Annotated in this window: 10 protein-coding genes; 1 reads left to right on the forward strand and 9 read right to left on the reverse strand. The window is 74.7% G+C overall.

Annotated elements, in window-relative coordinates; genetic code table 11:
- Positions 1-63: 63 nt before the first annotated feature.
- The 8 genes from IE305_RS10040 to fmt all read right to left on the reverse strand — a co-directional run bounded on the left by IE305_RS10040 (position 64) and on the right by fmt (position 9,892).
- Positions 64-519: an Lrp/AsnC family transcriptional regulator gene (locus IE305_RS10040; protein ID WP_190129156.1), complete on the reverse strand. Its 456-nt coding sequence runs from the start codon at positions 517-519 to the stop codon at positions 64-66.
- A 96-nt stretch (positions 520-615) separates the two neighbouring features.
- Positions 616-1,182, reverse strand: a complete 567-nt coding sequence (locus tag IE305_RS10045; protein WP_190129157.1) for a GNAT family N-acetyltransferase — start codon at positions 1,180-1,182, stop codon at positions 616-618.
- A 92-nt stretch (positions 1,183-1,274) separates the two neighbouring features.
- Complete coding sequence (locus IE305_RS10050) at positions 1,275-3,017, reverse strand: amino acid permease (protein ID WP_373311579.1); 1,743 nt, start codon at positions 3,015-3,017, stop codon at positions 1,275-1,277.
- 390 nt (positions 3,018-3,407) lie between these two features.
- On the reverse strand, positions 3,408-4,850 hold the full coding sequence (locus IE305_RS10055) for a GuaB1 family IMP dehydrogenase-related protein (protein ID WP_190129158.1): 1,443 nt from the start codon (positions 4,848-4,850) through the stop codon (positions 3,408-3,410).
- 277 nt (positions 4,851-5,127) lie between these two features.
- Positions 5,128-6,117, reverse strand: a complete 990-nt coding sequence (locus tag IE305_RS10060; protein ID WP_190129443.1) for a sugar-binding transcriptional regulator — start codon at positions 6,115-6,117, stop codon at positions 5,128-5,130.
- Between the two features lie 168 nt (positions 6,118-6,285).
- Complete coding sequence (gene rpe, locus IE305_RS10065; protein WP_190129159.1) at positions 6,286-6,972, reverse strand: ribulose-phosphate 3-epimerase; 687 nt, start codon at positions 6,970-6,972, stop codon at positions 6,286-6,288.
- 471 nt (positions 6,973-7,443) lie between these two features.
- Complete coding sequence (locus tag IE305_RS10070; protein ID WP_190129160.1) at positions 7,444-8,889, reverse strand: RsmB/NOP family class I SAM-dependent RNA methyltransferase; 1,446 nt, start codon at positions 8,887-8,889, stop codon at positions 7,444-7,446.
- A gap of 67 nt (positions 8,890-8,956) precedes the next feature.
- Positions 8,957-9,892 (reverse strand): methionyl-tRNA formyltransferase, encoded by a 936-nt coding sequence (gene fmt, locus IE305_RS10075; RefSeq protein WP_190129161.1) that lies wholly within the window; start codon positions 9,890-9,892, stop codon positions 8,957-8,959.
- Positions 9,893-10,265: 373 nt separating this feature from the next.
- Between fmt and IE305_RS10080 the strand changes: the two genes are divergently transcribed.
- Positions 10,266-10,766 carry a hypothetical protein gene (locus IE305_RS10080; RefSeq protein WP_190129162.1) on the forward strand — a complete coding sequence of 167 codons (501 nt, stop codon included), beginning with the start codon at positions 10,266-10,268 and terminating at the stop codon, positions 10,764-10,766.
- Between the two features lie 50 nt (positions 10,767-10,816).
- Here the strand turns inward: IE305_RS10080 and IE305_RS10085 are convergent, their stop codons facing one another.
- Positions 10,817-12,979, reverse strand: coding sequence for a primosomal protein N' (locus IE305_RS10085; protein WP_190129163.1), 2,163 nt, complete (start codon positions 12,977-12,979; stop codon positions 10,817-10,819).
- Positions 12,980-12,985 lie beyond the last annotated feature (6 nt).

The raw sequence follows: 12,985 nt of genomic DNA on the forward strand, positions 1-12,985 counted from the left end.
GCTCCTTGTGCGTCGGCTGCGGTGACGTGTGCGTCCGCAGCCTGGCAGGACCGCCGCGCGCTGTCAGGAGGGTGCGCCGGAGCTGAAGCGGCGCAGGAGCGGGGAGAGGACCAGCACCGACTTGGTGCGCTCCACGAACGGCTCGCCGGCGATGCGCTCCAGGACCCGCTCGAAGTGCCGCATGTCGGACGCGAAGATCTGGACGAGCGCGTCGGCCTCGCCGGTGACGGTGGAGGCCGCAGCGACCTCGGGGTAGCGGCTCAGGCCGCGGTGGATGGCCTCCGGCGAGGTGTTGCGCCGGCAGTAGAGCTCGATGAAGCCCTCGGTCTCCCAGCCGAGCGCGGCCGGGTCGACCCGGACGGTGAAGCCGGTGATGGCCCCCTCGGCGCGCAGCCTGTCCACACGCCGTTTGACGGCGGGCGCGGACAGGCCCACCTCCGCGCCGATGTCGGCGTAGGAGCGCCTGGCGTCCTCGGCCAGGGCGTGCACGATGCGTTCGTCGAGCTCGTTCAGTCGCACGTCGGGTGGATCACTTTTCTCGGGATGACCTGCTGCACACAGCAGTAGATCACGTCTCCGGGGCCGGGCCCGACCCGGACGTTCCGGGCGGTCGCCTCAGCTGCCCAGGGCGACGCACATCGCGGGCGGGCCGGGGAAGTCCTCGGGCAGGGCGTCCATCAGCACCTCGTCGACCTGCTGGCCCAGCCAGCTGCCGGAGCGGCGGAAGCGCCCGGTGGGGCGGAAACCGGCCTTCTCGAACGCGGTGATCGCGGCCCGGTTGGGCTCCAGCACCCGCAGCCAGACGGCGCGCAGCCCGGCGAGGTGGAAGGCCCAGTCGAGGGTGAGCCGGGTGGCCTCCTCGGCGAGGCGCTTGCCGCGGTGCGCGGGGGCGAGGACGACGTGGAACTCGGCCCGGCGCTCGCGCGCCTCGACGCGCAGCGTGCTCAGGCCCACGGGCTGCTTGTCCTTGGCCTTCACGACCTCGAAGGACACGTGGTCGGGGTCCTCCAGCTGCCGGTCCCAGGCGTCGGCGCGGGCCTCCCAGGTCTGCGGGAAGCGGCTGCCGCGGCCGAGGACGGCGTGCGGGTCGTTCTCCCACCGGTGGTACTCGGTGAGCATCTCGTCCCGGGCCAGGCCCAGGGCGAGGCGGTCGCCGGTCAGCAGGAGATGGGGACTGCTCATGCGGTGTGATCCCTTTCCGGGCCCGGATGACGACTGCCGGGCCCGCGGAGGCGGACCCGGCAGTCGGGATCATAGGGCGGCTCAGAAGAAGATCACTTCTTCGTGGCGGCTCCTGCCGGGGACTTGCCGGCGGGCTTCGCACCCTTTGCGGCGTTCTTGGCCGGGGCCTTGGCCGTGCCCTTGGCGGGGGTCCGGGCGGGGCTCTTGGCCGGAGCCTTGGCGGGGGCCTTGGCCGTGGCCTTCGCCGGGGTCTTCGCGGGCTCGGCGGGGGCGGCCTCGGTGACGGCCTCAGTGACGGCTTCGCCGGTCGTGGCCTCGGCCAGGGCCTCGCGGGCCAGGCGCGAGTTGCGCATGCCGTAGGCGAAGTAGATCACCAGGCCGAGGAACATCCAGCCGAGGAAGACCTCCCAGGTGACGACGTCCAGGCTGAACATCATGTAGACGCACAGACCGAAGCCGATCAGCGGGAAGACCGGGAACAGCGGCACCCGGGTGTCACCGAAGGGCACCCGCACACCCGAAAGCGGTACCTGGAAGCTGCGCTTCATGCCGGGGCGGGTGAACCGCAGCACGATGACGGCGACGTTGACCAGCGCGAAGGCGAACAGGGTGCCGATGCTGGTGGCGTCCGCGAGCTGGCCCAGGGGCACGGCCGCGGCCAGGCCGCCGCAGAAGAGCGAGACGACGACGGTGTTGCCGACCGGCACGCCCTTCTTGCTGACCTTGGCCAGGCGCTTGGGCACCAGGCCGTCACGGGACATCGCGAAGAGGATGCGGGTCTGGCCGTAGAGCACGGTCAGCACGACGCTGGCGATGGCGATGACGGCACCGGCGGCCAGCAGCACCGACCAGTAGCCGTGGCCGGTGACGTCCTTCATGATCCCGGCCAGCGCGGCCTCGGAGCCCTTGAACTCCTGCCACGGCATCGCGCCGACCGCGATCGCGGCGACCAGCACGTACAGCGCGGTGACGATCAGCAGCGAGAGCATGATGGCCTTGGGCAGGTCCCGCTTGGGGTCCTTGGCCTCCTCGCCCGCGGTGGAGGCGGCGTCGAAGCCGATGTACGAGAAGAACAGCGTGGCGCCCGCGGCGCTGACGCCGCCCAGGCCCAGCGGCATGAACGGGGCGTAGTTGCCGGCGCGGATGCCGGTGAAGGCGACGGCGCAGAAGAGCAGCAGCGCCGCGATCTTCACACAGACCATGATGGTGTTGGCGCGGGCGCTCTCCTTGGCGCCGCCCAGCAGGAACGCCATGCACAGCAGCACGACGAGCAGGGCCGGCAGGTTGAAGATGCCGCCGTCCACACCGGGCGGGTTGGCCATCCACGCCGGGATGGTGACGCCGATGGTGCCGTCGAGCAGCTCGTTGAGGTACTGGCCCCAGCCGACGGCGACGGCCGCGACGGAGACGCCGTACTCGAGGATCAGGCACCAGCCGCAGACCCAGGCGACGAGCTCGCCGAGGGTGGCGTACGTGTACGAGTACGAGGAGCCGGAGACCGGGATGGTGCCGGCGAGCTCGGCGTAGGACAGGGCCGAGAACAGCGCCGTGAGACCGGCGATGACGAACGAGATCACCACGGCCGGGCCGGCGTCGGGGACCGCCGAGCCCAGGACGACGAAGATGCCGGTGCCCAGGGTGGCACCGATGCTGATCATCGTCAGCTGCCACATGCCGAGCGAGCGGCGGAGGGTGCCGCCCTCGCCCTGGCCGCCCTCGGCGACGAGGCGCTCGACGGGCTTGGTGCGCATCAGGCGTGCGCCGAAGCCGGTGGTCGGCAGCGAGGCGCGCGCGGTGCCGCCGGAGGCGGCGGGCGCTGCGCCCTTGTCGATGATGGGGGTCGCTCCCACGGGGGTCGCTCCGTTCCTGAAGGCCGGTCGGGGGGATGCCGGTCGGTCGGGAGCGACGGCCGACGGCGGACCCCGGGGGTGCACCGGCAGGGCAGAGCAAACCCGTAGCGAGGGGGGTACCGCCGAGCAAGCGGTATCCGCCACTCCACGTTCTGCGCAGACCCTACGAGGTGAGGGGCCACGCTGGTAATGCACCATTCTTGCGTATGCCCGTTCGATCATTGCGTCGCAGGGTCCGACACGATTAATCGTTGCATACTCCATCATGAATCGGTACATGGGCAGCAAAAAAGGGGCGCGATCCGGAATGGATCGCGCCCCTTTCGGTGCGCCAGCGCGTGATCACCCTCTGATCACGGGTGAATCACACCTTGATCACTGCCAGCTGGCGTGCAGCGGCTTGCCCTCGGCGTAGCCGGCGGCGCTCTGGACGCCGACGACGGCACGCTCGTGGAACTCGGCGAGGTTGCCCGCGCCCGCGTAGGTGCAGGAGGAGCGGACGCCCGCGATGATCGAGTCGATCAGGTCCTCGACGCCCGGGCGGGCCGGGTCGAGGAACATGCGGGAGGTGGAGATGCCCTCTTCGAACAGGCCCTTGCGCGCCCGGTCGTAGGCCGACTCCTCCGAGGTGCGGTTGCGCACGGCGCGGGCGGAGGCCATGCCGAAGCTCTCCTTGTACAGCCGGCCGTCGGCCGTCTGCTGGAGGTCGCCCGGGGACTCGTACGTGCCGGCGAACCAGGAACCGATCATGACGTTGGAGGCGCCGGCGGCCAGCGCCATCGCCACGTCGCGCGGGTGGCGGACACCACCGTCGGCCCACACGTGCTTGCCGTACTTGCGCGCCTCGGCGGCGCACTCCAGGACCGCGGAGAACTGCGGGCGGCCCACGCCGGTCATCATGCGGGTGGTGCACATGGCGCCGGGGCCCACACCGACCTTGATGATGTCCGCGCCGGCCTCGACGAGGTCGCGCACGCCCTCGGCGGCGACGATGTTGCCCGCGACGATCGGGACCTGCGGGTCGAGCGCCCGGACGGCCTTGATCGCGGCGATCATCGACTCCTGGTGGCCGTGGGCGGTGTCCACCACGATGGTGTCCGCGCCCGCGTCCAGCAGCGCCTTGGCCTTGCCGGCCACGTCGCCGTTGATGCCGACGGCGGCGGCGATGCGCAGCTTGCCGTTCGCGTCGGTCGCCGGGGTGTAGAGGGTCGCGCGCAGGGCGCCCTTGCGGGTGAGGATGCCGGCGAGCCTGCCGTCCGCGTCCACGGCGGGCGCGAGCTTGCGGTGCGCGGCGTCCAGCTGGTTGAAGGCCTCGCGCGGGTCCATGCCCGCGTCCAGGAGCAGCAGCTCCTTGGACATGACCTCGGACAGCTGGGTGAAGCGGTCCACGCCGGTCAGGTCGTGCTCGGTGACGACACCCACCGGGCGGTGGTCGGCGTCGACCACCACGCCGGCGCCGTGCGCCCGCTTGGGCAGCAGGGCCAGGGCGTCCGCGACGGTCTGGTGCGGCGTGAGGACGATGGGCGTGTCGAGCACGAGGTGACGGCTCTTGACCCAGGTGATCACGTCGGTGACGACGTCGATCGGGATGTCCTGGGGGATGACCACGAGACCGCCGCGACGGGCGACCGTCTCCGCCATGCGGCGGCCGGCGATCGCGGTCATGTTGGCGACCACCAGCGGGATGGTGGTGCCCGTCCCGTCCGGGGCGGACAGGTCCACGCCCTGGCGGGAGCCGACCGCGGAGCGGCTCGGCACCATGAACACGTCGTCGTACGTCAGGTCGTACGGCGGCTGCTGGTCGTTGAGGAATCGCATACTGGCTCTCTCACCTGCGAAATTGAGGATAAAGCGGGTGGGGAGTCAGACCGTGCCGATACCGGATCGGGCTGAGGTTCCTGGACCCATCATCCACGATGAGAGGCCGTTCGGGCGAACATGTGACGCATTTGGGTGGGATTGCGTGGCTATTGCGTGGCTTCGGACAAGCGCTCCGGGGGCACGTCTGTGTGTTCGGCCAAGCGCATGGGCGTGCGCCCCTGATACGCCGACGCGCACCGGAGCTCCCGGTGCGCGTCGGGTAGTGACTACGCCCCTAGCCGGCGTCGGGGTCGGCGCGGTCCAGGGCCGGGCGGGGGCCGGGGCCGGTCTCGTGCAGCAGGTAGTCGGCGGCGGCGGTGTCGGTGACCAGGCTGGTCACCAGCCCGGAGCGGAGCACCGCGCCGATCGCCGCGGCCTTGCGGAGCCCGCCGGCGATGGCGACGACCTCCGGTATGCGGCGCAGCCGGTCGGCCTCGACGGTGATGCACCGCTCGCCCAGGTCGCGCCCGATGCGGCGGCCCTCCGCGTCGAAGAGGTGCGCCGACATCTCGGCGGTCGCGCCGAGGGACGCGTAGTGGGTGCGCTCCTCGTCGGTGAGCATGTCGTAGACCGTGGAGATGCCCGGCGCCCAGGAGCCGATGGAGACGGCGGCGACGGTCACCTTGTCGAAGTACTCGAAGGCGCGGGCGATGCCGGTCTGGCCGCGCAGGGCGGCCGCCGTGGCCGGGTCCGGCAGCAGCATCGGCGCGTAGATCGGGTGCGCCTCGCCGCCGGAGACCTGGGCGGCCCGCCGGACCGCCTCCACCGAGCCGCGCTCGGCGGTGCCGGCGTCGTACACGCCGGTGAGCTGGACGACCGTGCACGGCGGCAGCCGGTGCAGGGCCGCGGCCATGTGAATGGTGGAACGGCCCCAGGCCAGGCCGAGGACGTCACCCTCGTGCACCAGTTCGCCGAGCAGGCCGGCTGCCACCTCGCCGAGGTTCTCGGGGTCGGGCGCGTCGTCGGCCGCGTCGGCCGGGGACTCCACGACGACCGCGTGCCGCAGGCCGTAGCGGGCGCGCAGCGCGTCGGAGCGCTCGGCGTCCAGCTCGGCGGGCACCCGGATCTCGATCCGCACCAGGTCGCGCTCCAGCGCCGTCTCCAGCACCCGCGCCACCTTGAAGCGGCTCACGCCGAACTCCTCGGCGATCTGGATCTTCGACTTGCCCTCGAGGTAGAAGCGGCGGGCCATCGCCGCCGCCTGCACCAGCTCGGCGGGCCCCATGGGCGTGGCTGAACGGCCCGTCGACACCGTGGTCTCCTCACTACTGATGGGTTGTGCCGCTGTGGTGCAGCTGCTGTGGAGTCTTGCAGAGCTGTGGACTCGACGTCATCCTGTCAGATTCCGCTGACCTTGATCAGCCCTATTCGGGCGAGGAGCACGCCGGGGCGTTCAGTGCGCGCACGCCCAGGGTGCGGCGGCGATGGCGCCCTCCGCCTGGGCGCGCAGGGAGCGCACGGCCCCGGCCGGGTCGTCGGCGCCGTAGACGGCCGAACCGGCCACGAACACGTCGGCGCCGGCCTCGGCGCAGCGCTCGATGGTGGCGGCGGACACACCGCCGTCGACCTGGAGCCAGATGGGGAGGTTGTGCCGGGAGATCAGCTCACGGGTGCGGCGGATCTTCGGCAGCATGATGTCGAGGAACGCCTGGCCGCCGAAGCCCGGCTCGACCGTCATGATCAGCAGCATGTCGAGCTCGGGGAGCAGGTCCTCGAACGGCTCGATGGGTGTGGCCGGCTTGAGCGCCATGGAGGCACGGGCCCCGAGGCGGCGCAGCTCGCGGGCGAGGCGTACGGGGGCGTGGGCGGCCTCGGCGTGGAAGGTGACCGACCCGGCGCCGGCCTCGGCGTACTGCGGGGCCCAGCGATCGGGGTCCTCGATCATGAGGTGGCAGTCGAGCGGGGTGTCGGTGGCCTTCACCAGCGACTCGACGACCGGCACGCCGAGCGTCAGGTTGGGCACGAAGTGATTGTCCATGACATCGACATGGAGCCAGTCCGCGCCCCGCACGGCCCGCGCCTCGTCGGAGAGGCGGGCGAAGTCCGCGGAGAGGATGCTCGGATTGATCTGCACAGCCATGCCCTTAGCCTATGCGCTGGAGCGCATAGGCCCTGCGCTGGGTGGGGGGCCCGCCGATGCCCCGGCCGGGGCACCACCGGCAGCACGGGGCCGAGGGGGCAGCCCCCCGCACCCCGCCGCGACGGCACAACCCGGCGAGGCCGAGCCGACCCGGCCACCACCCGGCATGGGAGCCGAGGGGCCCCCGCACACCCCGCCACGACGGCGAGCAAGCACCACCCACCGGCAGCACCAAGCCGGCCCCAGCCACCACCCGGCACGGGGGCCGAGGGGGTCAGGCCCCCCTCATTCCGCCGCGACGGCGAGCAACCACCACGGCGCAGCCCGGCGGTGCCGAGCCGCCCCCGGCCCGGGGGCACCCACCCCCTTGCGCAGAGTTCGGCACCGCCGGAATCCGCCGTCGGGGCTGATCGCCGTCGCGGCGGGATGAGGGAACCGGGGGTCCCCTCGCCCCGGCGCCCGGGGCGAGGCTTACGCCGTGCGGCGGAGCAGCGCCAAGTACATCGCGTCCGTGCCGTGGACGTGGGGCCACAGCTGGATGTCCGGGCCGTTGCCCAGGGACGGGACGTCGGGGAGGAGGGGGCGGGCGTCGATCCAGTCCGCGGGGGGCGTCTCGCCGGCGCGGCCGCGGAGGACGTCCTCGACCACCACGCGCGTCTCCGCCAGGTGCGGCGAACACGTGGCGTAGGCCACCACACCGCCGACCCGCACCGACCGCAGCGCCTCGCGCAGAAGCGCGCGCTGGAGCGGGCCGAAGCCGGCGACGTCCTCGGGGCGGCGGCGCCAGCGGGCCTCGGGGCGGCGGCGCAGTGCGCCCAGACCCGTGCAGGGGACGTCGACCAGCGCCCGGTCGAACGTGCCCTCGCGCCACGGCGGGCGCGTGCCGTCCGCCGCGATCACCTGGTACGGGCCTGGGTTGCCGGCCAGCGCGCGGCCGACCAGCCGCGCGCGGTGCGGCTGCTTCTCCGACGCCAGCAGCGTCGCCCCGCGCTGCGCGGCCAGCGCGCCGAGCAGCGCAGCCTTGCCGCCGGGCCCGGCGCAGCCGTCGAGCCAGCGCGCGTCCGGGCCTTCCAGGGGCGCGGACGCCAGCGCCAGCGCGACGAGCTGGCTGCCCTCGTCCTGCACGCCGGCGCGCCCCTCGCGCACCGCGTCGAGCGCGCCCGGCTCGCCGCCCTCCGCGAGCGCCACGGCGTACGGGGACCAGCGGCCGGCCCGGCCGGCCTCGGGGCCGAGCGTGGAGAGCAGTTCCTCGGTCGTGGCCCGGCCGGGCCGGGCGACGAGCGTGACCTCGGGCCGTGCGTTGTCGGCGGCGAGGAGTTCCTCGATGCCGGCCCGGCCGCCGCCGAGCGCGTCCCACAGCGCGGAGACGACCCACCGTGGGTGGGAGTGCACCACGGAGAGGTGCTCCTCGGGGTCGTCCTCGTACGGCGGGGCGACGCGCTCCAGCCAGCCGTCCAGGTCGTGCGCGGTGATGCGCCGCAGCACGGCGTTGACGAACTTGGCGCGGCCGTCGCCGAGCACCACGCGGGCCAGCTCGACCGTGGCCGACACGGCCGCGTGCGGCGGGATGCGCGTGCCCAGCAGCTGGTGCGCGCCGAGGCTCAGCACGTCGAGGACCGGCGGGTCCACCTCGCGCAGCGGCCGGTCGACGCAGGCGGCGATGATCGCGTCGTACGTGCCGCGCCGCCGCAGCGACCCGTAGACCAGCTCGGTGGCGAGCGCCGCGTCCCGCGCCTGGAAGCCGTCCTTCTCGCGGGCCTTGCGCAGCAGCGGCGGCAGGACGAGGTTGGCGTAGGCGTCGCGTTCGTCCACGGCCCGGAGTGCCTCGAAGGCGAGGATCCGTACCGGGTCCTTCTTGGGCCGGCGGTGGGGCCGGGCGGGACGGCCGTTGCGGGGGCGGGGCGACGCCTGGTTCACGAAAGGTGCTCCGGAGCTGGGGTGACGAAGGGTTCCAGCCTACGCCGCCGCTCTTGGCGAGGGCCTGTCAGCTCTCCCCCAGCCGCTCGCCCGCGGCGATCCGCACGCCGCGCGCCCAGTCCGCGGCAGCCATCGGCTTCTTGCCCTGCGGCTGTACCCACTGGAGCTGCACCGCGTGCGAACCCGTGCCCACGTGCACCGTGTTCTTGGCCGCGGCCAGCGTGCCGGGCGCCAGGTCCGTGCGGGCGGGGTCGGGGGCCACGGACATGATCTTCAGGCGCTCGCCCCGGAACGTCGTCCACGCGCCGGGCGCGGGCGCGCAGCCGCGCACGACGCGGTCCACGCGCAGCGCGGGCGCCGTCCAGTCGAGGCGCGCGTCCTCGACGGTGATCTTCGGCGCGAGGGAGATGCCCTCGGCGGGCTGCGGCACGGCCTGCAGCGTGCCGTCCTCGATGCCGTCCATGGTGGCGGCCAGCAGCCCCGCACCGGCGAACGCGAGCCGCGTCAGCAGGTCGCCGCTGGTGTCGGTGGGGCGGATCTCCTCGGTGAGCACGCCGTAGACGGGGCCGGAGTCCAGGCCCTCCTCGATCTGGAAGGTGGAGGCGCCGGTGACCTCGTCACCGGCCATGATCGAGTGCTGGACGGGGGCGGCGCCGCGCCAGGCCGGCAGCAGCGAGAAGTGCAGGTTCACCCAGCCGTGGGCCGGGATGTCCAGCGCGGCCTTGGGCAGCAGCGCGCCGTAGGCGACGACCGGGCAGCAGTCGGGTGCGATCTCGCGGAGCCGGGCGAGGAAGTCCTCGTCGCGCGGCCGGGCGGGCTTGAGCACCTCGATGCCGGCCTCCTCGGCCCGTTCGGCCACCGGGCTGGCGACCAGCCGCCGGCCGCGCCCGGCGGGCGCGTCGGGGCGGGTGACGACGGCGACGACCTCGTGCCGCCCGGAGGCGAGCAGGGCGTCGAGGGCAGGGACGGCGACCTCGGGGGTACCGGCGAAGACGAGCCTCATGGGTGGCTGACTACCTCTCTCGCAGCTGTCTCGCGCCGCTGCACGGGCGCCGGACGGGGCCGGAACGGACGGCCGACCAGTCTAGATCCCGGGTGCGCCGCGGCTTCGCGCCGCCCCGGCCGGCGGGGCGGGCGCGCACGCCCAGGGGCTCCACCCGGAGGCTCCGGCCGGGGGGCGTGCGGGCTGCCACGCGCCCCATTACGGCTGATGCGCGCCCCCATACCGTGACCCAGCGGCCCGTGGCGCGTTGGGTCAAGAGAGATTGACCTGAACGGGCCGCGACGGCAGCCCGCTTGCACGGCGTCACCCGTCGGCCGCCCGTCAACTCCCGTACATTCCCGTCCTTTTAACCGCCGGTCCGAGAGGCTACTTCATGCCCGACCACGCAACCCACGACGCCCAGGCACGGGCCAGCCTGCATCTTCTGGTCCGGGACATCGAGAGGGTCCGCCGGCAGGTGGACGCCCTGCGCACGCTCACGGCACAGCTCGGCAACGTCTACCGGCCGCGCCGCACGGGACCGTCGGCGGGCTTCGTCGTCTACGGACGCGCGCCCGCGCCGACGGTGCGGCTGGCCCAGGAGCTGCGGGACAGCGTCGAGACGCTGGTCACCGCGGCCGTGGACTTCGACCGTTCCCTGGGGTTCTCGTGGGACGCCGTGGGTTCGGCGCTCGGTGTCACCAAGCAGGCCGTGCACCGCCGCTACGGGGCGCGGCGCGCGCAGAACACCGCGGAGACGGCGGAGCCGGTGCGCACGGCCCCCGAACCGGCCCCGGTGCCGGTGGTGCCGGCGGCCCGCACGGTACCCGGCCAGGCCACCGTCCACCGCGAGGAACCGCGCGCCTCCGCCTTCCCCGGCCCCCGCAACGGCTGACGCCGCACAGCCCGGCAGGCCGACGGCCGGACGCCGGCCCCGCCCCCCCGTCACCCGATGTCCGGCGGGTCCACCCGCAACCGCACCGGTTCGCCCTCGCGGCGGGCCAGCCGTACCGCCTGCGTCGTCTTCAGTGCCGCCGCCAGCGCCGCGCCCTGGCCGGGGCGCACCCGGAGCAGCGCCCGTTCCCAGCGTTCGCCCGGCGGGGCATCGCCGGGGCGGCGGGGGCGGCCGGGGAGCGCGGCGGGAACCGGGACCGGGCCGAGGACCTCGGCGCCGTCCGGCAGTTCCGCCATGGCGAGGAACTCCGCCACGGCCTCCGGCGGGCCCGTGACCGACGCCATCCGTGACACCGGCGGGAACCCCAGCTCGGCGCGGTCGGCCAGCTCCCGCGCGGCGTGCCCGGCCGGGTCCCAGCGGACCAGCGCCTGCACGGGCCGCAGCGCCGGGTCGGCGACGACCACCACCGTGCCGCCCGCCTCCTGGCCGCGCACCAGCGCCGCCGCGCCCAGCCAGCGGCGCAGCGCCTCCTCGCCGGCCCGCAGGTCGGGCCGGTTGAGCAGCGCCCAGCCGTCGAGCAGCAGCGCCGCGGCGTACCCAAGGCCCTCGGCCACGGGCTCGGCGCCGGGCGTGGAGACGACGAGCGCGGGGCGGTCGGGGACCGTGTCCAGGACGTGGTCCCGGCCGGAGGTCCGCACCGGCACGCCCGGGAAGGCCCGGCCCAGCTCCTCCGCGGTGCGCCGGGCGCCCACGACCTGGGCGCGCAGCCGGAAGCCGCCGCACTCGGGGCAGTGCCACGGCCCGGACTCCCGGCCGCACCAGCCGCAGTGCAACCCGCCGTCCTGGCCGCGTGCCTCCAGCGGGCCCGCGCAGTGCGCACAGCGCGCCGGCTCGCGGCACCGCTCGCAGGCCAGCCGGGGGACGTATCCCCGGCGCGGCACCTGCACCAGCACCGGCCCGTGCCGCAGGCCCTCGCGGGCCGCCTCCCAGGCGACCGTGGGCAGCCGGGCGGCCCGCGCGGCGGCGTCCCTGGCCTCGTCGTGCTCCCCCACCGTACGGATGCGGGGCGCGGCGGCCCGTACGACCGCCCGGTCGGCGGCCAGCGGCAGCGCCCAGCCGGTCTCGACCAGCTGCGCGGCCTCCACCGTGCGGCCGAAGGCCCCCAGCAGGAACGCGGCCTTCTCCTGCGCGGCGCGCAGCTCCAGCACCTCGCGGGCGTGCGGCTGGGGGGCGCTGGGGTCGCTGTGGCTGGAGTCGCCGTCGTCCCACAGGGCCACCAGGCCCAGGTCCCGTACGGGGGCGAACATGGCCGCCCTGGTCCCGACGACGGCCCGGACGGCGCCGCGGTTGACCGCCAGCCAGCGGCGGTAGCGCTCCTCGGGGCCCAGGCCGGCGGTGAGCAGGACGTGCCGCCCGGCGCCGAGCAGGGCCGTGAGCTCGGCGTCCACGCGGGCGGCGGTGCGCCCGTCGGGCACGACGAGCAGCGCGCCCCGGCCGGAGGCGAGCGCGGCGACGGCGGCGCGGGCCAGCTCGGCGGCCCAGTGGGGGCCGGGCAGCGCGGTCCAGACGGCCCGGGGGGTGTCGCCGCGGACGACCGCGTCCAGGTAGGCGGGGCCGGCCGGATAGCGGGACCAGCTGCCGGGCGCGGGCGCGGCGGGCGGCGGCAGCAGCTCCGGCGACGGCTCGGCCTCGATCCGGGCGTGCCGCGGCGGCACGGCCAGCTGGAGCACGTCGGCCAGCGACCCCGCGTACCGGTCGGCGACGGCCCGGCACAGCCGCAGCAGCGCGGGGCCCAGCACGGGCTCGGGCGACACCACCTGCGCGAGCGCGGCCAGCGGCCCCTGGTACTGCGACTCGGCGACGCGCTCGACGACGTACCCGTCGAGCAGCCCGCCCCCCTCGCGCCGCCCGCCCCGCACCTGCCGCGTCCCGGCGCCGAACCGCACCCGCACCCGCACCCCGGGCTGCGCCTGCGCGTCGAGCTCGGCGGGCACGGCGTAGTCCCACAGCCGGTCGAGGTGCACCGGCCCCTTGTCCACCAGCACCCGCGCCACGGGCAGCTCGCCGGCCAGCTTCGCGCCCCGCCACGTCCGCGGCCTGGCCTTGGGCTCCTTGGCCTTCCGCACGCTCTCCCGGATGAGCGCGAGCTGCTCCCCGTGCTCCCCGGACTGCCCGGAGTCCCCGCCCCGCCGCCGGCCGTTGTCGCTGCTCACAGCTCC

The organism is Streptomyces mashuensis (genome assembly GCF_014654785.1).
Taxonomy (GTDB): domain Bacteria; phylum Actinomycetota; class Actinomycetes; order Streptomycetales; family Streptomycetaceae; genus Streptomyces; species Streptomyces mashuensis.

What these genes read in the sequence shown, in the direction of transcription:
- IE305_RS10080 (WP_190129162.1), top strand. Translation starts at nt 10,266, where the DNA reads ATGCCCGACCACGCAACCCACGACGCCCAGGCACGGGCCAGCCTGCAT.
- IE305_RS10055 (WP_190129158.1), bottom strand. Translation starts at nt 4,850, where the DNA reads ATGCGATTCCTCAACGACCAGCAGCCGCCGTACGACCTGACGTACGAC.
- IE305_RS10060 (WP_190129443.1), bottom strand. Translation starts at nt 6,117, where the DNA reads ATGGGGCCCGCCGAGCTGGTGCAGGCGGCGGCGATGGCCCGCCGCTTC.
- fmt (WP_190129161.1), bottom strand. Translation starts at nt 9,892, where the DNA reads ATGAGGCTCGTCTTCGCCGGTACCCCCGAGGTCGCCGTCCCTGCCCTC.
- IE305_RS10045 (WP_190129157.1), bottom strand. Translation starts at nt 1,182, where the DNA reads ATGAGCAGTCCCCATCTCCTGCTGACCGGCGACCGCCTCGCCCTGGGC.
- rpe (WP_190129159.1), bottom strand. Translation starts at nt 6,972, where the DNA reads ATGGCTGTGCAGATCAATCCGAGCATCCTCTCCGCGGACTTCGCCCGC.